Genomic DNA, 22919 nt, shown 5'->3' with positions numbered 1-22919 from the left:
ATGGTCATGCTCCGGTGACGGTCAGGCGGGGGTGGCGACGGCCTTGGTCTCGAGGTACTCCTCGAAGCCCAGTGCACCCATCTCCCGTCCGATACCGGACTGCTTGTAGCCGCCGAAGGGGACGTCGGCGCTGTACCAGATGCCGCCGTTGACGCTCATGGTCCCGGTGCGGACGCCGTCGACGACGTGCGCGATCCGGTCGGGGTCGGTTCCCCACACCGCGCCGGACAGCCCGTAGGGGGAGTCGTTGGCGATACGGATCGCGTCCTCGTCGCCGTCGTGCGGGATGATCACCAGCACGGGACCGAAGATCTCCTCCTGCGCCGCGCGCGCGGAGTTGTCGAGACCGGAGATGAGGGTGGGTTCGACGAAGAACCCCTTCGGCTGCTTCTCCGGTCGGCCGCCACCGATCTCGACGGTGCCGCCCTCGTCCTTCGCGAGTGCGATGTAGGACTCCACCCGATCGCGCTGCACTGCCGAGATGACCGGGCCGCAGATGGTGCCCGGTTCGGTGGGGTCACCGGCCTCGAGGCCGGCCATGGCCTCGCGGGTGTACCGGATGGCGTCGTCGTGGCGCTCGCGCGGCACCAGTAGCCGCGTGGTGATGGCGCAGCCCTGCCCGGCGTGGGTGACCACGCTGAACCCGGCCATCGAGCACGCCGCCTTCAGGTCGGCGTCGTCGAGCACGATGAACGCGGACTTGCCGCCGAGCTCGAGGAAGACCTTCTTCAAACTGGCCGCGGCGGCGGTCATCACGGCCTTGCCGGTGGCCGTCGAGCCGGTGAACGAGACGATGTCGACACGGGGATCGGTGGACAGCTGCGCCCCGACCTCGTGGTCGCTGGAGGTGACGATGTTGATCACGCCCGCGGGGATGTCGGTCTCGGTGGCGATGACCGTACCCACCAACGCCGCACACCAGGGGGTGTCGGGCGCGGGTTTCAGCACGATCGTGCAGCCCGCGGCCAGGGCGGGGCCGATCTTCGCGAAGTTGATCTGGTGCGGGAAATTCCACGGGGTGATCGCGCCGACGACCCCGACGGCCTCCCGCTTGATGACCCGCTGGTTGGGGATGCCCATCGGTTCGGCGCGCCCGAGATCGGTCTCCCACGCGAAGTTCTCGGCGAGGTCGGCGCAGTACCCGAGGTCGTTGATGGGCCCCTCGAGTTGGGGGCCGGAGGTGAGGAACGCCGGCGCGCCGACCTCGGCGATGGTGATCTCGCGCAGCTCCTCGATGTGGCCCTGCAACGCATCCCGCAGCTGACGCAGGCAGCGGGCGCGGAAGGCGTGGTCGCGGGACCACGAGGTGGTGTCGAACGCGGTGCGGGCGGCGGCGATCGCGGCGTCCATGTCGTCGGTGGTGCCGTCGGCGGCGAGGCCGATGACCTCTTCCGTCGCCGGGTTGACGATCTCGAACGTCCCGCCCGAACCGGGGCGGAGTTCCCCGTCGATGAGGAGGTCCGAGCTCACCGCCGGGCGGAGGTTCCGTACGGCGACGTCGGGCTGCACCATGGGCCGAACTCCTATCTGGACACGTGTCTGGACTCGCGTTCAAAGCTAATGTAGCGTTGCCGACATGTCCACCCCCGTATTCGGTGAATCCGGCCCCAGTTCGCATGAGTCCACGCGTCGTCGGCTGACGAACCAGCAGGCCGAGACCGTCGCCAAGCTCACCGAGGCCGCGCGGGAGGTGTTGGGCGAGGACGGTTTCGAGGGCATGACGATCCGGTCGGTCGCCAAGCGCGCCGGCGTCGCCCCGGCGACCGCGTACACCTACTTCAGCTCGAAGAACCACATCGTGGCCGAACTGTTCTGGCGCATGTTGGTCACCTCCGTGCCCGAACCCGACACGTCGTCGCCGCCCGCGGCACGCGCGGCCGACGTGCTGCGTCACGTCGCGCTCGTGGTCGCCGGTGAGGATCAACTCGCCGGCGCGGTGACGGTGGCGTTGCTGGGCACCGATCCCGATGTCGAACACCTGCGGCTGCGCGTCGGTGGCTTCATCCGTGAGCGACTCGCGACCGCGCTCGGAGTACCCATGGACTCCGACGACCGGCGCATCGAACTGTTGGAGATGCTCTATTCCGGCGCGCTGGTGCGGGCGGGTATGGGCTACGGCTCCTACTCGGACATGGCCGATCGGTTGGGCGACGCCGCCAAGCTGCTGCTGGAGGACCTGTCGTGACGGTGGGCACCGGCGGGACCGACACCGCGGGGATGGAGAGCCGGGTCCCGTTCGATCCGTACGACTATGCGTTCCACGAGGATCCGTATCCGACCTACGCCCGGCTGCGGAGCGAGGCGCCGGTGTACTACAACGCGGAGAAGGACTTCTGGGCGTTGTCGAAGCACGCCGACGTCCGAGCGGCGTTCCGCGACACCCCGGCGTTGTCGAACAGTTGGGGTGTGTCGATGGATCCCGCGGCCTACGGGCCGGACGCGCACATGTCGATGTCGTTCCTGGCCCTCGACGACCCGAAGCACATGCGTATCCGCAAGTTGGTGTCGAAGGGGTTCACGCCGAACCGCGTGAACCAGCTGACCGAGCGGATCACCGCACTGACGCACCAGCATTGGGATGTGTGCCTGGAGAAGGGCGAATTCGACTACGTGTCGGACTTCGCCGGTCTGCTGCCGATGGACGTGGTCTCGGAGCTGCTGGTGGTCCCGCAGGCTGACCGGGCCCGGCTACGTCAACTCTCCGACGACCTGATCCACCGTGACGAAGGGGTCTACGACGTCCCGCCGGCCGCCGTCGAGGCGTATTTCGCCCTCGCCCAGTACTACTCGGACCTCATCGAGGACCGGCGCAAGAACCCGGGCGCCGACATGGTCTCGGTCCTCATCGACGCCGAGATCATCGACGAGGCCACCGGTGAGCCGACGCGGTTGACCGCCGACGAGATCATCGGGTTCCTCATCCTGATGATCGTCGCGGGCAACGAGACGACGACGAAGCTGCTCGCGAACGCGATCTACTGGGGCTACGTCAACCCCGACGAGTTCGCGAAGGTGCTGGCCGACCCGGAGGAGACCCCGGCGTGGACCGAGGAGACCCTGCGCTACGACAACTCGACGCAGATCGTGTTGCGCCGTGTGCTGTCCGACGTCGAGTACGGCGGGTACACGATCCCGGCCGGGCAACGTGTCCTGCTGCTGCTGGGCTCGGCCAACCGGGACGACGACGTCTTCGACGACCCGGATTCCTACCAGATCGGACGGGACAGCTCGCAGGCGCTGACGAGTTTCGGTCTGGGGACGCATTTCTGCCTCGGCGCCCATCTCGCTCGATTGGAGGCCAACGTCGCGTTGGCCGAGATCGTCAAGTCCGCGTCGAGGATCGATCTCGATCTCGACCGGGCGGTCCGCGTGCACTCAGTGAACGTCCGCGGTTTCGCCAACCTCCCCATGACCGTGAAGGCGCGGTAGATGCCCCGTTATCCAGGACACCCCGAGCGTCGTCCCGTGCTCATCGCGGGAGGCTCGTCGGGTATCGGCGCGGCCACCGGCGTGATGCTGGCCGCCGCAGGACATCCCGTCGCCCTCGGCGCCCGCCGCGTCGAGAAGTCGCAGGAATTCGTCGAGAAGATCATCGCCGCCGGTGGTGAGGCGATCGCGGTCCCGCTCGACATCACCGACGCCGCCTCGATCGAGGAGTGCGTGACCAAGGCCGAGGCCGAGTTGGGGTCGCTGGAGATCGTGGTGTCCGGTGCCGGCGATCTGTGGCCGGGCCGCACCTACGAGATGTCCGACGACGCGTTCGCCGACCAGGTCGCCATCCATCTGCTCGGGGCGCAGCAACTCTACCGCCGCATCGTGCCGGAGATGATCGACCGTCGCCGTGGGGATTTCGTGTTCATCAGCTCCGACGTGGCCGCCGATCCGCGACCGCACATGGGTGCCTATGCCGCTGCCAAGGCCGGGGTGGAGGCGTTCGCCCTGGTGGCCCGTCAGGAGCTCGAGGGCACCGGGGTTCGCGCCAGCCTGGTCCGGCCCGGTCAGACGATGACGGGGATGGGCACCAACTTCGACGCCGAGACCGCCGCGGCCATGCTCAACGACTGGGTCGCGTTCGGTTTCGCGCGACACGGATTCTTCCTCAAGCCGGTCCACCTCGCGACCGCGATCACGACCGTCGTGACGATGCCCCGCGGTTCGCACATGCGCCTGGTCGAGGTCGAGGCCGAGGCGCCCATCGTCGCTCCTGCCCAGCAGGACGACCCTCAGCAAGGAGACAACTGATGACGTTGACCAAACCCGCCCGCGTGTCCGGCGGAGAGGGTGAGCACGGCCACCTCGACGAGCTCGCCTCGGATCCCATCGGCCTGTTCTGGCGGATCCGCGAGGAGTGCGGCGACGTCGGGCAGTTCCAGCTCGCCGACCGTGAGGTCGTCCTGGTCACCGGGGCGACGGCCAACGAGGAGTTCTTCCGCGCCCCGGAGGAGGATCTCGATCAGGCGGCGGCCTACCCGTTCATGACGCCGATCTTCGGTGAGGGAGTCGTGTTCGACGCGAGTCCCGAGGAACGGTCGCAGGCGATCCACAACTCGGCGCTCAAGGCGCAACACATGAAGCAGCACGCGATCACCATCCCCAACGAGGTGGAGCGCATCATCGCCGAGTGGGGCGACGAGGGCGAGATCGACCTGCTGGAGTTCTTCGCGGAGCTGACCCTCTACACGTCGTCGGCATGCCTCATCGGACGGAAGTTCCGCGAGCAGCTCAACGGCCACATCGCCCATCTCTTCCACGACCTGGAGAAGGGCACCGACCCCATCGCCTACGTCGACTACCACGCCGACATCGAGAGCTTCCGCAAGCGCGACGAGTCCCGCACCGAGCTGCAGGAGTTCATCCAGGGGGTGATGAACGACCGGATCGCCAACCCTCCGGAGAGCAAGGAGGATCGCGACCTGATGGACGTGTTGGTATCGGTGGGTTTCGACTCCAACACCATCACCGGGATGTTCATCTCGATGATGTTCGCGGGGCACCACACCACCTCGGGCACCGCTGCGTGGACGCTCATCGAGCTTCTCCGCCATCCCGACTACATGGCGCAGGTGGTCTCCGAGCTCGACGACATCTACGGAGACACACCCGCCGGCGAGCGTCCGGAGTACACGTTCGCCCACACCCGGCAGATGCCGAAGGTGGAGGCCGCGTTGAAAGAGGCTCTGCGCCTGCACCCGCCGCTGATCATCCTCATGCGGGTGGTGCAGAACGACATCCACATCGAGGACGTGGAGATCGCGGCCGGGCAGTCGATCGCGGTCTCGCCCGCGATCTCCAACCGCCTGCCCGAGGACTTCCCGGACCCCGACGCCTTCGACCCGGACCGCTATCAGAAGCCTCGCCAGGAGGACATCGCCAACCGCTGGACCTGGATCCCGTTCGGCGCCGGCCGACACCGTTGTGTCGGAGCGCAGTTCGCCATCATGCAGCTCAAGGCGATCTTCTCGGTGCTGCTGCAGAACTACGAGTTCGAGATGGCGCAACCCGCGGACTCCTACCGCAACGACCACTCGAAGATGGTGGTCCAGCTCCAGCAGCCGTGCCGGGTCCGGTACCGGCGGCGCACCAGGTGACGGGAGAGGCGGCGGTGAGGATCGAGGTCGATCGCGACATCTGTCAGGGGCACGGCATGTGCGAGATGGAAGCCCCCGACATCTTCCGGGCACAGGTCGACACCGTCGACATCCTCGACGCGTCGCCGGACGCCTCGCACCGCGACGCCGTCGAGCGCGCGGTCCAGTACTGCCCGACCCAGGCCCTACGCATCATCGACGATGAGAAGGATTGACGATCATGGCATTCGACCGCGCAGAGCTCGACGAGATGGTGGAGCGTTGGCTGCAGGCCAACCGAGACGGCGAGAAGGCCGGGGACTGGCGCAATCTCGCCGAGTTCTACACCGAGGACGCGACCTATGGGTGGAACTACGGACCGAAGGACGACTTCATGGCCGTCGGTCGCGACGAGATCCGCGATTTCGCCATCGGCTACGAGATGGACGGGCTCGACGGCTGGACCTACCCCTACCAGTCGTGGGTCATCGACGAGAAGACCGGTGACATGCTGGGCTTGTGGAAGCAGGTGTTCGACGGGCAGCGCGCCGACGGTACCCGCTACGCGCTCGAGGGCATCCAGGGCAGCTGGTTCAAGTACGGCGGAGACTTCCAATTCCGTTGGCAACGGGACTTCTTCGACTACGGCAACGTCGTCGCGCTGTTCATGGAGATGATCGGTGACGGTGTCCTCACCGAGGGCATGAGCGCGCGGATGAACCGCGTCGCGAACGCCACCGAACGCTTGCCGGGCTGGTACCCGCTCGGCAAGACCCCCGTCCCGATGTGGTGAGGAACGCCTGACGTGTCGTATTCCGAACTGTCGCAGAACGAACTCGCGACACTCGTCCCCGAACTGTTGTTGGCGGGACAGCTGATCGACCGCAGCGCGATGGCACACGTCATCGGCGACTTCGGCCGGGACGTGATGGCGCAGGTGGCCATCGAGGAGTGGATGGCCGCGAGCCCCGTGTACACCGCGCGGATGCGTCGCGCCATGGGGGTCGACGGCGACGGCGTCGTCGACATGTTCAAGTGCCTGCAGCTCGACATCGGTGCCCCACCACAGTTCATGGACTTCCGCTACTCGGTGGTCGACGAGTACCACGGCAGTTTCGTCCTCGACCACTGTGGCGCCCTGATGGACGTCGAACCGATGGGCGAGGACTACGTGACCGCGATGTGTCACGACATCGAGGACCCGACGTTCGACGCGACGGCCATCGCCACCAACCGTCGGGCCCGCATCCGTCCGGTGCATCGGCCGCCCCGCCGTCCGGAGAACCGGACGCCGCACTGCGAGTGGCTCGTCACCATCGAACCCGACCGCGAGGAACTCGATCTCCCGGACTACACGCACGCGATGTTCGCCACCCGTGCCGCCGATCTCGAGCTGTCGGAGATCGACCACTCGGAGAACGGGTGGAACGACTACTCGGGTGATCTGCTCGACGATCTCCAGTTCCGCGACTGGGCGCACAGCACACTCGTGCGCACGGCCGAGGAGGTCGCGGTGCAGCATCAGCTGCTGATCATGGGGTTCATCGGCGCGGTGTCGCGGCGCACATCGGCCGAACACGCCCGCGAACTCGTGGTGAAGGCGGTGACCGGTATCGCCGGGTTGACCGCGGAGCGTATCCGGGCGGCCCTCGGGATCGCAAGTGATGCGGCCGGTCTGGCGCAGGTGCTGTCGCTGCACCCGGCTCTGGGACCGGAGCAGTACGTGGGTCTCGGAGTGATCGCCGAGGGTGACGGCGCTGAAGCGATCGTGTCGGTGCGCATCCCCCAGGGCAGCGCTGCCGTCGCCGACGGGAGCTGGCTGGTCCATCTCGACCCCGACAACCTGTTGCCGCTGCAGGCGATCGCGACCGCGGTCGATCCGCACTGGGTCGTGCAGGGTGCCCGCGTGGACGACGGTTTCCTCACCGTCGACATCGGGTGGGGCGCCGAGCAACGCGAACGCAAGGAGGTCGCCGTGGTCCGGTTCAGCGGTGGCGCGAGCTTCCGGTTCGACGATCGCGGTGCGCCCGGATCGATCACGCCCCTGTCGATCACCCCGGTCTAGGAGAGGTCTCCCGTGGCGCAGAACCTGGCCGATCTGTTCGAGCACGCCGTCGATGCCGTCGCCGACAGGCTGGCGGTCATCGACGGCGACACCCGGTACACCTACGGGCAGCTCGAGAGCAGGGCCAACCGTTGGGGGCGTCTGCTGGCCGACCGTGGCGTCCGTCGGGGCGATCACGTGGGCGTGCACATGCACAACGACATCGACGCTCTCGCAGTGTTCCTCGCCGCCTACAAGATCCGTGCTGTCCCGGTGAACGTCAACTACCGGTACCGACCCGACGAGGCGGCCCACATCTACTCCGACGCCGGACTCGTGGCGGTGGCGACCCAGCGCGCATGGGCCGAGGTGGCCGACGAGGCCGCGACGCTAGCGGGCGCCATCCGACCGACGGTGATCGTCACCGGGCCTGATCTCGACGAGCACCTGCTGGGGTACTCCGCCGACCGGGAGCCCGTCGACCGCAGCGACGATGACCTGTTCCTGCTCTACACCGGTGGGACCACGGGGGCCCCGAAGGGCGTGATGTGGCGTCAGTCGGACATGTGGCGGGTCCTCGGCGGCGGCATCGACTTCTACTCGGGTGAGCCGTTGCCCGACGAGTGGGCGCAGTCGGCTCGTGCGGCCGAGAATGCCGACGGCATGCGGTTCCTCATGTTGCCGCCGCTGATCCACGTCTCGGGGCTGATGCCGACGTTGGGCGCGTTGTTCTCCGGGAACACCGTGATCCTGCAGGCCCGATTCGACGCGTCGCGGGTATGGCGGGTGGTGGACCGGTGTCGGCCGAACATCCTGGTCATCACCGGTGACGCGATGGGGCGGCCCCTGATCGACGAACTCGTGGCCCGCGCCGACGCCGGCGATCCGGTCGACACGTCGAGTCTGTTGGCGGTCAGTTCCGGTGCCGCACTGTTCTCTCCGGCACTCAAGGCGCGCCTGCTGGAGCTCGTGCCCAGCGTCGCCATCAGTGACTCGATCGGTTCGTCGGAGACGGGTTTCGGTGGCATTCGCGTCTATTCGGCGGCCGACACGGGGTTCGTCACCGCAGATCATGCGGGTGGTCCGCGGGTGCCCGCGGGTCGGGGCGCGACGGTGATCGACGACGACGGCACACCCCTGACCGGGCCGGGGGAGGGGTGGTTCGCCAAGACCGGTCACCTACCGATCGGGTACCACGGCGATGCGGTGAAGACGGCCGCGATCTTCCGCGAACACGAGGGCGTCCGCATGGTGGTCAGCGGTGACCGTGCGCGCCTCGAGTCCGACGGCGCCATCACCCTGCTCGGACGCGGTTCGCAGGTGGTGAACACCGGCGGCGAGAAGGTGTTCGCCGAGGAGGTCGAAGGTGTGCTGAAGTCGCACCCGTCGGTCGGGGACGCCACGGTCCTCGGTGTGCCCGATGACCGTTACGGACACCGGGTGGCCGCGGTGGTCGCAGCGCGTGGCCCCATCGACCTCGACGTCGTGGCCGCTCACCTGCGCACGACACTCGCCGGATACAAGGTTCCCCGCGTGTGGTGGCTCGTCGACGACATCCGCCGGACTCCCAGCGGTAAGCCCGATTATCGCTGGGCGCAGTCGGTCTCGACATCACAGAACCCGGCGCGGGACGATCGTGGCGAGTGACGACCGCGTCGTCGTGATCGGTGGTTCGAGCCGCGGTATCGGCCTCGCGGTGGCGCATCGGCTGATCGCCGAGGGCGCCTCGGTGGTGATGAACGGACGCGAACAGGATGTGCTCGATTCCGCGGTCGCCGAGGTGACGGCCGGCGGGGGTCGTGCGGTCGGTGTCGTGGGGTCACTCGCCCGGCCCGGTGTGGCCTTCGCGATGCTCGACGCGGCGCGTGAGCATTTCGGGCGGGTCGACGGCGCTGTCAACTGCGCGGGTGTCGCCGAGCCGCTCGGCTCGAGCATCCTGACGATCGACTCCGAGGAGTTCGCGGCACAGATCGATGCCCACCTCGTCAGCGCCTTCGAACTGACCCGCGCCGCCGCGGAGGTCTTCGTGGCCCAGCGCCACGGCTCGATCGTGCTGTCGGGATCGGCCGCGGCGTCGGGCATGTTCGGCGGCACCGGCTACCCGGCCGCGAAAGGTGGTGTGGCCGCGCTCGGCTCGGCGGTGGCCGCCGATCTCCGCTCGACCGGTGTGCGGGTCAACGTCGTGATGCCCGGGGCCCGCACCCGGTTGTCGACGGGCCCCGACTACCACGCGCACATCGACGATCTCCGGGACCGCGGCGTGCTCGATCCCGGCGTCCACGCCATGGCGGCCGACCCCGCGCCGCCCGACTACGTCGCAGCGCTCTACGCCTATCTCGTCTCCGATGCGGCCGCCGACGTGACGGGGGAGATCTTCACCGCCGCAGGCAACGTCATCGGCCGCCACGGGCCCTCGCCGATGTCGCTGATCGCCTACCGCGACCACACCGACACCCCGCCGTACACCCCGGACGAGATCCACGCCGCCTTCGCCGACCAGGCGCCATAGTCAGCATTGTTTCCCGCTCAGCGGGAACTTCTGCTGACCATCGACCGGATCTGGGCGACGACGTGGTTCGGACGCTCCGTCAGGTCGGCCCAGGTGAAGCGCAGGAGTGTCCACCCGTTGGCGACCAGTACGTTCTGCCTGGTTCGATCGTGCTGAAACGCGTGCGCATCGGAATGAAACGCGAACCCGTCGACCTCCACGATCACCTTCTGTTCGGCGAACATCACGTCGACCGGGTACCCGCACACCGTCTCGTTGCCGACCCAGCCGCCGATCCCGAATCGACGCAGCAGGTCGAGCAGGAGTCGTTCGGCCTCTGATCGAGCGCCCGACGCGGCGGCCGAGAGCATCCGCTCCGACACCCCCACGCCGCGCCGTCCCGGGTAGCGACGATGCGCGGCGACGAGCTGCTCGAGTGTCACCTGGCCCCGTAGCAGAGCGGCGTCCAGCACCCTGCTGCCGGTGACCCAGGCGGCGTCGAGAACGGTCAGTGGGACCGACGTCACCGTCAGACCTGCCCGATCGACGATGTCGATGTCGCAGAGGTCCCGGAGGAGCACGGTCACCCCGGGAATGCGCGCGGAGTGTCGCGAGCGTGGCGCGGTCACCATGATCGTCTCGGGCGGTCGTGGTTCCAGTCGGTGCCACCACGCCGCGGAGGGACCGGACAGCACCGCGCGGATCCCTGTTCTCGCACAGGCGATCCGCATCCGTGCGCGATGCGACATCGTACGGTCGGCCGCAAAATAGACGCCGTTGCCCACGCGCTCCCAGGTTCCGCTGTCGATGAGTCGTCCGATCGCCGAACTGCTCAGACCCGCGTCGAGCGCCTGGCGGCGAGTGATCACACCGTCGTGGTCGGTGAGCAGGAGCCGAACGTGAGCGTTCATCGCACCTCTGACGGCGCCCGCTGACCATCGGTTCCGACGACGTGCCCGTCAGCAATGTTTCCCGCTCACCGGGAAGGACTGCTGACAGCGGTCGGCGGTCAACCGATCAGCGTGGCGAGCAGGCCGGTCACCACCACGGCGACCAGTCCGCGGACCATTGCCAGCAGCAGGAGTGGCTGCGTCGCGCCTCCCTGCCCGGTCACGTACACCGGGGCGTCGAACGGGAGGTCGGGGCGGGTGGCGCGACGCACCGTCGCGAAGGACGATCCGACGGCGACGACGAGCACCGCCGGTAGCGACAGGTGCCAGGTGAGAGCGATGACAGCACAACACAGTACGACGCCCGACACCGGGACCACGGCGTGGATCGCGGTGACCTCCGGGTCCGACCCGCCGAGCGCCCGCCGCAACGCCGGGACCTCGGTGAGTCGCCGCAATCCGCAGGCCCACGCGCAGCCGGCGCGATAGGCGAGGACCGTCGCGACCACCGGTGCGATCGAGGTCAGATACAGCGTCGACGGCAGGGCCACGGCCACCGCGAGCACGACGACACCGACCGCGAGATCGCCTCGTCGGCGGGACAATCGGAGCACGTCGGCGAGGATCATCACGCGGATGCGGCCGCCACCGAGGCGTCGACTGCGCATCCACGCATGCGCCAGCTGCCACCGCGCGACACGCGCCGTGTCGATCCACCCGAGATCGAGCGTCACCGCGGCCATGCGCGCCGCGGCGATGAAGCCGTCGTCGGGTGCGAACGCGTCGCGGTGCAGCAGGGCCGGCGACCACCGCTGACGACCCCGTCGCCGTCGACGCGACAGACGATCGCTCGAACGATGTTGGTGTGCGCTGGCGATCGTGACGATCACCACGGCAGCACCGACGCCCGCGCCGAGAACAGCCGGTGTCGCCGACCAGTCCAGCACGGCGACAACGGTCGCGGTGGCCAGGCACCCCACGAGGGTGACGATCGCGGCTCGACGACGGCGCCCCGCGAGGACGGGTCCGCGCTCGCCCGGCCCGGACAGATGCCACGTCGCCTCGGCGCGGGAGAGCCGGATCGGGCCCCACCACCAGGCCGCGGTCCCGACCACCGACGCGCAGAGCGCGATCGCCCACCCGACGAGCACCGCCGTCGGATGGCCAATGCCGTGAGCGACGCCGATCACCGTCGCGACACGCTCGGGTTGCAGGAGGTACCACCCGAGACCGGCTACGACCGCGCCCGTCAGCACGATCCCGGGGGCGTCGTCGCGGGTGACGCTCATCGGCCCACCGTCACCGTCGAATCGGCGCACCGCTCGACGAGCTCGGCGCTGTGGGTGGCGACGACGACCGAACGTTCCTCGGCGACAGCCCGTTCGATCCGGTGCGCCACCCAGTCACGTCCGGCCACGTCGAGGCCGGCCTCGGGTTCGTCGAGCACGATCAGCCGTGCGGGACGGATCCACACCGCGCACAGGGTGAACCGCTGTCGTTGACCGGTCGAGAGCGTGTGCGGGAAGCGATCTGCGAGATGGTCGATGCCTGCATCGGACAGGATGTCGGCCACGGCGCCGGCATCGGCCCCATGGGCCGAGGTGAGCAACCGGAGATGCTCGGCCACCGTGAGTTCGGCGAACGTGGCGTCGTCCCCGAGTTCGACGGCCACGAGGGCGCGGAACCGGCTGTCGGTCTCGTCGGCGACCACGTCGTCGACGATGACGGTGCCCGAATCGGGATGCCGGAGACCGGCGATGGCGCGCAGGAGCGTCGATTTCCCGGAACCGTTGGCTCCGGTGACGGCGAGGCAGCGACCTGCCTCGAGATGAAGGGTGAGGTCGGTGAACAGGTGACTGTCAACGGCGGACAGGCAGAGACGATCGATGTGCAGCACGGCAGGACTTTCGGTGCGTGGGGTCAGGGGGCAAGAGACCGCCTGACGCAGCGAGAGTCGCGGTCAGGCGGTGACGAACCCCTGACCGGGGGCGCGGGGACGTGCGACCCGCACGAGTGCGAGCTCATGGGAGGCCGGCGCGCGGACCGCGGTGTGTGCGCGGACCCACCTCTGGCTCACGCCCGGCGGGAGGACTTCTCTCCCTCGCGTGATCTGTCGGAACACCCAGCGCGACAACAACGATCGCACGTGCGGGTGCGATGCGACCGCGACGACGGCGGCTCCGAACGCGGCCGACGTCACCGCGACACCGATGTGGGGGAGTGCCGGCGTGGTGAGGCCGATCATGGTCAGCCACCACGCGCTCGCGAGGACCGCGGTCGCGATCGCGGACGTGGCGGGCAGGAGTGCGGCGGGTGTGCGGAGCGCGGGTGGATGTGTTCTCCCCCTCATTCGCCACCTCCCCGATCGTCGGTCCGAACCGCTGTGGGATACGAGTGTAGCCATGACATCCCCCGTGGACGCCCTGGCCGCTTTCGGAGTCGGTGGGGATGCTCCCTCCGGGAACGTCGCGACGATGCACCAACGTCTCGGCCCGGCGCTGGTCGACCACCGCGGACGGATCGAGCTCGCCGCCTACGCGGTCCTGGTCGACACCGTCGGCGGCGGTCCGTTCGTGGTGGCCACCGGCCCCGACCGCGGCGTGGTGCAGGCCCGCCTGGCGTTCGCGACCGCCGGTGACCCGATCGAGGCCGAGGGTTTGCTCACCGCCGAGGCGACGCTTCGCGACGACGGCGGACAGTTCGGCCTCACCACGGTCGAGGTGACCGATCCGGCGGGTCGCCTGCGCGGATCGGTCCTCGTCCGCAACGCCCGCACAGGGCGCGTGTTCGATCCGGATCTGCTCGCCCGCGGTCGCAGCTCGCACGGCGCAGACGCCGGACGGGCGATCCCCGACACCCTCGGCAGCCCGTCGGATGTGCCGCCGCGGATCGACCCCGCTCTCACCGGCGCGCAGGTCGTCGAGGCCGTCGCGGCCGGTCGGCTCGCGGCCGGTCCTCTCGCCGAACTCCTGTCGCTGTCGATCACGCCGGGCGATGCGGCCCGAGGCGCCGGGCCCGGCGTCGTGTGCACGCCCGCACCATGGATGGCCAACCCACTGGGCACCATGCACGGCGGGGTCATCGCCGCTGTCGTCGCCCACGGCTGCTCGCTCGCCGGGCAGGCCCACACCGCGCCCGGCCAGACCCACACCATCACCGACTTCGCGGTCGACTTCTTCCGATCGCCGCCTCTCGACGCGGGCGACCTGCTGGTCACCACCCGCCCCGAGCGGATCGGTCGACGTCTCGGCGCCGTCGCGGCCACGTTCACCCAGGCGGACGGCACGCTGCTCGCGAGCGCCACCGCGAACGTGCGTTTCGGCTGATCGAGCCGGCCCGGCGCCAAAACAAGCAAGCGTGCTTGCTTTTTATGGGGACACCTGTGACCCTCGACCCATGAGCGTTGTGCACGACCTCGTGGCCGACATGTCCGCGGAGGCCGCGTCGCTGGACGACCTGGTCGCCGGACTCGATGCCACCGGGTGGGCGACCCCGACCCCCGCTGAGGGCTGGACCATCGCCCACCAGATCGGCCACCTCTGGTGGACCGACCGGATGGCGACACTCTCGGCGACCGATCCCAGCGGATTCGACGACATGCTCGTCGTCGCCGCGAACGACCCGGCGACCTTCGTCGACGCCGGCGCCGCCGAGGCCGCGCAGATCGCACCGGCGGACCTCCTGGCGCGCTGGCGAGAAGGCCGTGCGGCCGTCGCCGAGGCGTTGGTGTCGGTTCCCGACGGCACGAAACTGGCGTGGTTCGGGCCACCGATGTCGGCGGCGTCGATGGCGACGGCCCGCATCATGGAGACCTGGGCCCACGGACTCGATGTCGCCGACACGCTCGGCGTGCGACGCCTGCCGACGGCGCGACTGCGCAACGTCGCCCACATCGGCGTCCGCACACGGGACTTCGCCTACATCCTGAACGGGCGCACGCCGCCGACCACGCCGCTTCGCGTCGAACTGACCGCACCCGACGGCGCCACGTGGGAGTGGGGTCCGGCCGACGCCGACAACCGCGTGATCGGTAGCGCCGAGGACTTCTGTCGCCTGGTCACCCAACGCCGAGCCGCGGCCGACCTCGATCTCGCCATCAGCGGCGCCGACGCCGTCGAATGGTCGCAGATCGCACAGTGTTTCGCCGGCGCGCCCGGTACCGGCCGCGCACCGCTGGGCGCAGATTCGACGGCAGGACAGCGATGACCACCCACGACACGACCATCGCACCGGTACGGATCGGCAACGCGTCGGGCTTCTACGGCGACCGCTTCTCGGCGATGCGCGAGATGCTCGACGGCGGTGAGCTCGACTTCGTCACCGGCGACTATCTCGCCGAGCTGACCATGCTCATCCTCGGCCGTGACCGGCTGCGCGACCCGTCCCGCGGATACGCCTCGACCTTCCTGCGGCAGATGCGGGAGTGCCTCGCGCTCGCGCAGGAACGCGGCGTCCGCATCGTCGCGAACGCCGGCGGGCTCAACCCGAAGGGCCTGGCCACCGATCTCGGCGAACTCGCCGCCGACCTCGGCGTGACGGTGGCCATCGCCCACGTCGACGGTGACGACCTCGTCGACAGGGCCGACGAACTCGGCCTCGGGACGCCGCTGACCGCCAACGCCTACCTCGGGGCCTTCGGGATCGCCGCGGCGCTCGACGCCGGCGCCGACATCGTGGTCACCGGTCGCATCACCGACGCGTCGCTCGCGGTCGGCCCTGCGGCGAGCCACTTCGGTTGGCGTCACGACGATCTCGACGCACTGGCCGGCGCTGTTGCCGCCGGGCACGTCATCGAGTGCGGAACCCAGGCCACCGGCGGCAACTACGCCTTCTTCACCGAGATCGACGACCTCTCACGACCGGGGTTCCCGATCGCCGAGGTCGCCGCTGACGGCAGCTCGGTCATCACCAAGCACCCCGGCACCGGGGGCGCGGTCACCGTGGGAACCGTCACCGCCCAGCTGCTCTACGAGATCACCGGCCCCCGATACCTCGGGCCCGACGTCACCACGCGGATGGATTCGATCGCGCTCGAACAGGTCGGCACCGACCGCGTCCGCATCAGCGGCGTGCGGGGCGAGGCACCGCCCGAGGACCTCAAGGTGTCGCTGAACATGCTCGCGGGATTCCGCAACGAGGTCACCATGGTGCTCACCGGCCTCGACATCGACGCCAAGGCGCGCCTGGTCACCGAACAGTTCGAGTCGTCGCTGGCGACGAAACCCGAGACCCTCACCTGGGAGCTGTCGCGCACCGATCGCGCTGACGGCACCACCGAGGCGCAGTCGAGTGCACTCCTGCGGGTCATCGGCAAGAGCCGCGACGCCGACGTCGTCGGTCGCCACTTCTCTGCCGCTGCAGTCGAACTGGCGTTGGCGAGCTACCCCGGGTTCACCATGACCGCCCCGCCCGGCAAGGGCGCTCCCTACGGTGTGTTCGAGCCGGGATACGTCCCCGCCGACGCCGTGCACCACCGGGTGACGCTTCCCGACGGCTCGGTGACGGTGATCGAGCCGAGTCCGCTGCGCGGCCCGTCGACCCCGGATGCGCCGGAACCGGCGTCACCGGTTCGCGACTGGGGACCGACCACGCCCGCGCCGCTCGGCCTGATCGCCGGTGCCCGCAGCGGTGACAAGGGCGGCAGCGCCAACATCGGTGTGTGGGTGCGCGATCCGGAGCACTACGCGTGGCTCGAGGAGACCCTCACCGTCGAGGCACTGCGCCGACTGCTCCCCGAGACCGAGCACCTGCGGATCGCCCGATACCGCCTTCGGAACCTGCTCGCGGTGAACTTCGTGATCGAGGAGATCCTCGGCCGCGGGGTCGCCGACAACGTGCGCTTCGACCCGCAGGGCAAGGGTCTCGGCGAATGGCTGCGCTCCCGCGTGGTCGACATCCCCCAACGATTCGAGGTCATCTGAATGAGTCTTGCGACACCCGCCTGGGACACCCCGGAACGCCGCGAACTACGCAGCACCGTCGCCGGATTCGTCGAGCGGCACATCCTGCCGTTCCAGAACGACTGGGAGCGCGACGGACTCATCCCGCGCGAACTGCATCTCGAGGCGGCGAAGCTCGGACTGCTCGGCGTCGGGTTCCCCGAGGCCGTGGGCGGTTCGGGCGGTGACCTCGTCGACGCGACCATCGCCGGCGAGGTGCTGCACGAGCGCGGTGCGGCCGGCGGCATCTACGCGTCGCTGTTCACCCACGGCATCGCGCTGCCCCACCTCATCGCCGCCGGCGACCCCGACCAGATCGATCGCTGGGTCCGGCCGACGCTGGCCGGTGAGAAGATCGGCAGCCTCGCCATCACCGAGCCCGGCGGCGGCAGCGACGTGGGCCACCTGACCACGAAGGCCGTCCGCGACGGTGACCACTTCGTGGTGAACGGCGCGAAGACCTACATCACCTCCGCGGTCCGCGCCGACTTCATCGTCACCGCGGTCCGCACCGGCGGCCCAGGTGCGGGCGGGGTGTCGCTGCTCGTGATCGACACCGACACACCGGGATTCTCGGTCAGCCGGAAGCTCGACAAGATGGGCTGGCGCTGCTCGGACACCGCCGAGCTCAGCTTTGTCGATGTCCGCGTCCCGGTGACCAATCTGGTCGGCGCCGAGAACAGCGGCTTCACCCAGATCGCCGCGGCGTTCGTCACCGAACGCGCGGGGCTCGCCACCCAGGCCTACGCCAGCGCGCAACGGTGCCTCGACATCACCCTCGAATGGGTCCGCACGCGCGAGACCTTCGGCAAACCGCTGATCGCCCGACAGTCGGTGCAGGACAGCGTGACCGAGATGGCACGCCGCATCGACATCGCCCGGACCTACACCCGCGCCGTCGTCGACCGGAAGGTCAGCAGTTCCGACGATCTCATCGCCGAGGTCTGCTTCGCCAAGAACACCGCCGTGGAGGCGGGCGAATGGGTGGCCAACAAGGCGGTCCAGTTGTTCGGCGGGCTGGGCTACATGGCCGAGTCGGAGATCGAACGGCAGTATCGCGACATGCGCATCATCGGCATCGGCGGCGGCACCACCGAGATCCTCACCGGCCTCGCCGCGAAACGACTCGGATATCAGGCATGACCGCACTGCGTTCCGGGCTCGACCCCGCCGACCCCGGATACATCGACGCCGCGGCGACGATGGAGAGCAAACTCGCCGAACTGGAGGCGGAGTTCGCGACGGCGCTCGAGGGCGGCGGCACGAAAAAGGTCGCTCGCCACCACGAACGCGGCAAGATGCTCGCCCGCGAACGCATCGAGATGCTCATCGATCCCGACTCGGCGTTCCTCGAGCTGTGCCCGCTCGCGGCGTACGGCTCGGACTTCCAGGTCGGTGCATCGATCATCACCGGCATCGGCGTGGTCGCCGGTGTCGAGTGCATGATCGTCGCCAACGACCCGACCGTGCGCGGTGGCACCTCGAACCCCTGGACTTTGCGCAAGGGGTTCCGCGCCAACGAGATCGCCATGGAGAACCGTCTGCCGTGCATCTCGCTGGTGGAATCCGGTGGCGCCGATCTCCCGACGCAGAAGGACGTGTTCATCCCCGGCGGACGCATGTTCCGCGATCTCACCCAGCTGTCGGCGGCCGGGATCCCCACCATCGCGCTGGTCTTCGGCAACTCGACCGCCGGTGGCGCCTATGTTCCGGGCATGTCCGATCACGTCGTGATGATCGAGAACCAGTCGAAGGTGTTCCTCGGCGGTCCGCCGCTGGTGAAGATGGCGACCGGTGAGGACAGCGACGACGAGTCACTCGGCGGCGCGGGCATGCACGCCCGCCAATCCGGACTCGCCGACTACTTCGCCCGCGACGAACAGGACGCCATCCGCATCGGCCGCCGCATCGTCGAACGGCTCAACTGGCGCAAGGCCGGACCTGGACCGGTCGCCGAGCCGATCGAACCCCGTTTCGACGCAGAGGAACTCGTCGGCATCGTGCCGGGCGATCTGAAGATCCCGTTCGATCCACGCGAGGTCATCGCCCGGGTCGTCGACGACAGCGACTTCGACGAGTTCAAGGCCGAGTACGGCTCGTCGCTGTGCACCGGTTGGGCCCGCGTGCACGGCTATCCCGTCGGCATCCTCGCCAACGCCCAGGGCGTGCTGTTCTCCGCCGAGGCGCAGAAGGCCACCCAGTTCATCCAGCTGGCGAACCGATCGAACACGCCGCTGCTGTTCCTGCACAACACCACCGGCTACATGGTCGGCAAGGAGTACGAACAGGGCGGCATCATCAAACACGGGTCGATGATGATCAACGCCGTGTCGAACTCGACCGTGCCGCACATCTCCTTGCTGGTCGGTGCGAGTTACGGCGCCGGCCACTACGGCATGTGCGGGCGCGCCTTCAACCCGCGCTTCCTGTTCGCCTGGCCGAGTGCGAAATCGGCGGTCATGGGCGCCGCCCAGCTCTCCGGTGTCATCTCGATGGTGTCGCGGGCGGCGACAGAGGCCCGGGGCGGCGTGGTCGACGAGGAGGCCGACAAGGGGATGCGGGCGATGATCGAAGCGCAGATCGAGGCGCAGTCGGTACCCGCGTTCCTCTCGGGCATGCTCTACGACGACGGGGTCATCGACCCCCGGGACACCCGCACGATCCTGGGGATCGCGTTGTCGGCCATCGACTCCGCGCCGGTCGAGGGGACGTCGAACTTCGGCGTCTTCCGAATGTGAGCGCCGTGATGGACTCCTCTGCGATCACCTCCGTGCTCGTCGCCAACCGAGGCGAGATCGCCCGACGCGTCTTCGCCACATGTACGCGGATGGGGCTGTCGACCGTCGCGGTCTTCTCCGACCCCGACGCGCACGCCCCGCACGTCACCGCCGCCGACCGCGCGGTCCGCCTTCCCGGGGAGACCTCGGCGCAGACCTACCTCGACGGCTCGGCGATCATCGCCGCCGCGATCGCGGCCGGAGCCGACGCCATCCACCCCGGATACGGATTCCTCTCCGAGAACTCCGCTTTCGCGCAGGCGGTGATCGACGCCGGACTCGCCTGGATCGGGCCGCCGCCGGAGTCGATCGCGGCCATGGGGTCGAAGGTGAACGCCAAGGAGATCATGGCGGGCTCGGATGTTCCCGTCCTCGGTGATCTCGACCCCGACACCCTCGAACCCTCGGACCTGCCCGTCCTCATCAAGGCCTCGGCCGGAGGTGGCGGACGCGGCATGCGCATCGTCCGCGAGATCGGCGCGCTGACCGGCGAACTGACCGCGGCCGCCCGCGAGGCAGGCTCGGCGTTCGGCGACGACACGGTGTTCTGCGAGCCCTACGTCGAACGCGGCCACCACATCGAGGTGCAGATCCTCGCCGACACGCACGGCGGGGTGTGGGCGGTCGGCGAGCGCGAGTGCTCGATCCAGCGCCGACACCAGAAGATCATCGAGGAGGCGCCGGCCCCCCTGGTCGAACGACTCGGCGGCGACCTGCGTGAGCGGCTCTACGACGCCGCGCGTGCGGCGGCGACCGCCATCGGTTATGTCGGCGCCGGCACGGTCGAGTTCCTGGCCGACGGCACCGGACGGTTCTACTTCCTCGAGACCAACACCCGCCTGCAGGTCGAGCACCCGGTGACCGAGGCGACCACCGGGCTCGATCTGGTGGAGTTGCAGATCCGGATCGCCGACGGTGAGCGGCTCGGTGAGACGCCCCCGCCCACCACCGGCCACGCCATCGAGGCGCGTCTCTACGCCGAGGACCCGGCGAACGGGTGGGCTCCGCAGTCGGGCACCGTGTTCGATCTCGACCTGCCGGCCGACGTCCGCTTCGGACCGCTGCCGCGCGCGGGTGTCCGCGTCGACTCCGGAATCGAGTCGGGCAGCGAGATCTCGGTGTTCTACGACCCCATGGTGGCCAAGGTCATCAGCTGGGCACCCGATCGACGGCGGGCGAGCGCCATGCTCGCCGGGGCGCTGGGTCGCGCCCGCGTGCACGGTCCGGGAACGAACCGCGATCTGCTGGTGACGATCCTGCGGCATCCGCAGTTCCTCGGCGGCGACACCGACACCGGCTTCATCGACCAGGTCGGTCTCGACGTGCTCGCACGTCCCCGTGCCGATGCCGCCGCGGTCCGCCTCGCCGCGGTCGCGGCGACCGTGGCCGCCGCACAGGCCAACCGCGAGCAGGCGTCGGTGCAACCACGGGTCCCCGCCGGGTGGCGGAACCTGTTCTCCCAGTATGCGTCGAAGCGTTTCGTCGACCCCGCCGACCCCGACACCGACATCGAGGTGCGGTATCGGTTCGCCCGATCCGGCGTCGAGCTGCCCGACGACCCGACCGTGACGGTCGTCGACGTGCAGCCGACCGCGGTGACCCTCGAGATCGACGGTGTGCGCACACGGTTCACCTCCGATCGCCACACCGACTCCCAGCGCCGCACGGTGTGGTTCGTCGACTCCGACACGTCGTCGGTCACGCTCGTCGCCCGCCCCCGGTTCGTCGACCCGTCGGCGGTGGGCGCACCGGGTTCGCTGCTGGCCCCCATGCCGGGGTCGGTGATCCGGATCGCGGTGGCCGTCGGTGACGAGGTGACCCAGGGCCAGCCCCTGCTGTGGCTGGAGGCGATGAAGATGGAACACACCGTGGCAGCCCCGTCCGACGGGGTGGTCACCGAGTTGGCCGTGACCGCCGGGCAACAACTCGCCGTCGGTGACGTCCTGGCCGTGATCGGCGACCGCGCACACGAGGCATCAGGCAGTATCGAACAGTCCGACCCGAAGGAGACCCCATGACCACATTCGCCGAGACCCCGACCGACGCCGCACCGGTGAACCCGTTCGTCGAGACCGCCGAGCGCGCCGCGCTGCGCGCCTCGGTGGCCGCCCTGGCCAAGCGGTACGGCCAGGAGTACTTCATGGAGTGCGCCCGGACCGGCAAGAAGACCGACGAACTGTGGCGTGAGGCAGGACAGCTCGGGTTCCTCGGGGTGAACCTGCCCGAGGAGTACGGCGGCGGTGGCGCAGGCATGTACGAGCTCGCCATCGTGATGGAGGAAATGTCCGCGTCGGGTGTGGGGCTGCTCATGATGGTGGTCTCACCGGCCATCTGCGGCAACATCATCGCCCGTTTCGGCACCGATGACCAGAAGCAGCGCTGGCTGCCCGGCCTGTCCGACGGGTCGATCACCATGGCGTTCGGCATCACCGAACCCGAGGCGGGATCGAACTCGCACCAGATCACCACCACCGCCCGCCGCGACGGGTCCGACTGGCTGCTGACCGGCCGCAAGGTGTGGATCTCCGGGGTCGACCAGGCCGACGCTGTGCTCATCGTCGCGCGCACCGAGGACGCGAAGACCGGCAAGCTCAAGCCCGCTTTGTTCATCGTGCCGACCGACGCGGAGAACTTCGAGTACAAGCAGATCGCCATGGAGCTGATCAACCCCGAGAAGCAGTTCCAGCTGTTCCTCGACGACGTGCGGCTGCCGTCGGATGCGCTCGTGGGGTCGGAGGACGCCGCGCTCGGCCAGCTCTTCGCCGGATTGAACCCCGAACGCATCATGGCGGCCGCGTCGGCGATCGGTATGGCGCGCTTCGCGCTGGGCAAGGCCGTCGACTACGTCAACAACCGCACGGTGTGGAAGACCCCCATCGGTGCGCACCAGGCGATCGCACATCCGTTGGCACAGGGCAAGATCGAGCTCGAGATGGCGAAGCTGATGATGCAGAAGGCCGCCACCATGTACGACGCGGGCGACGACTGGGGTGCCGCGGAGCCGGCCAACATGAGCAAGTACGCCGCGGCCGAGGCGTGCGTGAAGATCGTCGACCAGGCGGTGCAGTCGATGGGCGGCAACGGGTTGTCCACCGAGTACGGCATCGCTCCGCTGCTCAACCTCTGTCGCGTCGCCCGGGTGGCCCCGGTGAGCCGTGAGATGGTCCTCAACTTCGTCGCGCAGACCAGCCTGGGCCTGCCGAAGTCGTACTGA

The 22919-nt window shown here is 69.0% G+C and carries 21 protein-coding genes; 16 read left to right on the top strand and 5 right to left on the bottom strand.

All coding sequences use genetic code 11. The features are described from left to right. Positions 1 to 21: 21 nt before the first annotated feature. Entirely contained in the window at positions 22 to 1512 is a 1491-nt protein-coding gene (locus OG579_RS07815) for an aldehyde dehydrogenase (RefSeq protein WP_328858673.1), read from the bottom strand. A 64-nt stretch (positions 1513 to 1576) separates the two neighbouring features. On the opposite strand from OG579_RS07815, the gene OG579_RS07810 reads away from it, so the two are divergent. The 9 genes from OG579_RS07810 to OG579_RS07770 are packed head-to-tail and all read left to right on the top strand — an operon-like array spanning position 1577 to position 10120. Beyond that, positions 1577 to 2185: a TetR/AcrR family transcriptional regulator gene (locus OG579_RS07810; RefSeq protein WP_328858672.1), complete on the top strand. Its 609-nt coding sequence runs from the start codon at positions 1577 to 1579 to the stop codon at positions 2183 to 2185. A gap of 32 nt (positions 2186 to 2217) precedes the next feature. Further along, a complete protein-coding gene (locus OG579_RS07805) occupies positions 2218 to 3429 on the top strand; it encodes a cytochrome P450 (protein WP_328859189.1) in 1212 nt (403 codons plus the stop codon). Further along, the gene (locus tag OG579_RS07800) at positions 3430 to 4242 is read left to right on the top strand and encodes an SDR family oxidoreductase (RefSeq protein WP_328858671.1); all 813 of its coding nucleotides are present in this window, start codon (positions 3430 to 3432) and stop codon (positions 4240 to 4242) included. It abuts the gene before it with no gap. Beyond that, on the top strand, positions 4242 to 5588 hold the full coding sequence (locus OG579_RS07795) for a cytochrome P450 (protein WP_328858670.1): 1347 nt from the start codon (positions 4242 to 4244) through the stop codon (positions 5586 to 5588). Before OG579_RS07800 ends, OG579_RS07795 begins: the two co-directional genes overlap by 1 nt. 14 nt (positions 5589 to 5602) lie before the next feature. Then, complete coding sequence (locus OG579_RS07790; RefSeq protein WP_045823830.1) at positions 5603 to 5803, top strand: ferredoxin; 201 nt, start codon at positions 5603 to 5605, stop codon at positions 5801 to 5803. A gap of 5 nt (positions 5804 to 5808) precedes the next feature. Beyond that, entirely contained in the window at positions 5809 to 6360 is a 552-nt protein-coding gene (locus OG579_RS07785; RefSeq protein WP_328858669.1) for a Cif family virulence factor, read from the top strand. 12 nt (positions 6361 to 6372) lie between these two features. Then, positions 6373 to 7632, top strand: coding sequence for a hypothetical protein (locus OG579_RS07780; protein ID WP_328858668.1), 1260 nt, complete (start codon positions 6373 to 6375; stop codon positions 7630 to 7632). A gap of 12 nt (positions 7633 to 7644) precedes the next feature. Next, positions 7645 to 9258, top strand: coding sequence for an acyl-CoA synthetase (locus tag OG579_RS07775; RefSeq protein ID WP_328858667.1), 1614 nt, complete (start codon positions 7645 to 7647; stop codon positions 9256 to 9258). Further along, on the top strand, positions 9248 to 10120 hold the full coding sequence (locus OG579_RS07770; RefSeq protein ID WP_328858666.1) for an SDR family NAD(P)-dependent oxidoreductase: 873 nt from the start codon (positions 9248 to 9250) through the stop codon (positions 10118 to 10120). The genes OG579_RS07775 and OG579_RS07770 overlap by 11 nt, the downstream gene beginning before the upstream one ends. Before the next feature lie 17 nt (positions 10121 to 10137). Here OG579_RS07770 and OG579_RS07765 read toward each other — a convergent pair whose 3' ends face one another. From OG579_RS07765 to OG579_RS07750, 4 genes are all read right to left on the bottom strand, one after another. Further along, positions 10138 to 11010 carry a DUF559 domain-containing protein gene (locus OG579_RS07765; RefSeq protein ID WP_328858665.1) on the bottom strand — a complete coding sequence of 291 codons (873 nt, stop codon included), beginning with the start codon at positions 11008 to 11010 and terminating at the stop codon, positions 10138 to 10140. Between the two features lie 98 nt (positions 11011 to 11108). Continuing rightward, positions 11109 to 12278, bottom strand: a complete 1170-nt coding sequence (locus OG579_RS07760) for a DUF6297 family protein (protein WP_328858664.1) — start codon at positions 12276 to 12278, stop codon at positions 11109 to 11111. Next, on the bottom strand, positions 12275 to 12886 hold the full coding sequence (locus OG579_RS07755; RefSeq protein ID WP_328858663.1) for an ABC transporter ATP-binding protein: 612 nt from the start codon (positions 12884 to 12886) through the stop codon (positions 12275 to 12277). Before OG579_RS07755 ends, OG579_RS07760 begins: the two co-directional genes overlap by 4 nt. Before the next feature lie 63 nt (positions 12887 to 12949). Further along, entirely contained in the window at positions 12950 to 13339 is a 390-nt protein-coding gene (locus OG579_RS07750; protein ID WP_328858662.1) for a hypothetical protein, read from the bottom strand. Positions 13340 to 13391: 52 nt separating this feature from the next. On the opposite strand from OG579_RS07750, the gene OG579_RS07745 reads away from it, so the two are divergent. From OG579_RS07745 to OG579_RS07715, 7 genes are all read left to right on the top strand, one after another. Beyond that, complete coding sequence (locus OG579_RS07745; RefSeq protein WP_328858661.1) at positions 13392 to 14315, top strand: PaaI family thioesterase; 924 nt, start codon at positions 13392 to 13394, stop codon at positions 14313 to 14315. Positions 14316 to 14385: 70 nt separating this feature from the next. Next, a complete protein-coding gene (locus tag OG579_RS07740; protein ID WP_328858660.1) occupies positions 14386 to 15195 on the top strand; it encodes a TIGR03084 family metal-binding protein in 810 nt (269 codons plus the stop codon). Next, positions 15192 to 16910, top strand: a complete 1719-nt coding sequence (locus OG579_RS07735) for an acyclic terpene utilization AtuA family protein (RefSeq protein ID WP_328858659.1) — start codon at positions 15192 to 15194, stop codon at positions 16908 to 16910. Before OG579_RS07740 ends, OG579_RS07735 begins: the two co-directional genes overlap by 4 nt. Continuing rightward, the gene (locus tag OG579_RS07730) at positions 16911 to 18071 is read left to right on the top strand and encodes an acyl-CoA dehydrogenase family protein (RefSeq protein WP_328858658.1); all 1161 of its coding nucleotides are present in this window, start codon (positions 16911 to 16913) and stop codon (positions 18069 to 18071) included. It abuts the gene before it with no gap. Then, positions 18068 to 19666, top strand: a complete 1599-nt coding sequence (locus OG579_RS07725) for an acyl-CoA carboxylase subunit beta (protein WP_328858657.1) — start codon at positions 18068 to 18070, stop codon at positions 19664 to 19666. Before OG579_RS07730 ends, OG579_RS07725 begins: the two co-directional genes overlap by 4 nt. Positions 19667 to 19674: 8 nt before the next feature. Then, the gene (locus tag OG579_RS07720; protein WP_328859188.1) at positions 19675 to 21723 is read left to right on the top strand and encodes an ATP-binding protein; all 2049 of its coding nucleotides are present in this window, start codon (positions 19675 to 19677) and stop codon (positions 21721 to 21723) included. Continuing rightward, a complete protein-coding gene (locus OG579_RS07715) occupies positions 21720 to 22919 on the top strand; it encodes an acyl-CoA dehydrogenase family protein (RefSeq protein ID WP_045823758.1) in 1200 nt (399 codons plus the stop codon). Before OG579_RS07720 ends, OG579_RS07715 begins: the two co-directional genes overlap by 4 nt.

Source organism: Williamsia herbipolensis (assembly GCF_036153515.1).
Lineage (GTDB): Bacteria > Actinomycetota > Actinomycetes > Mycobacteriales > Mycobacteriaceae > Williamsia_A > Williamsia_A herbipolensis.
This window is presented reverse-complemented; position numbering and strand designations above follow the sequence as displayed.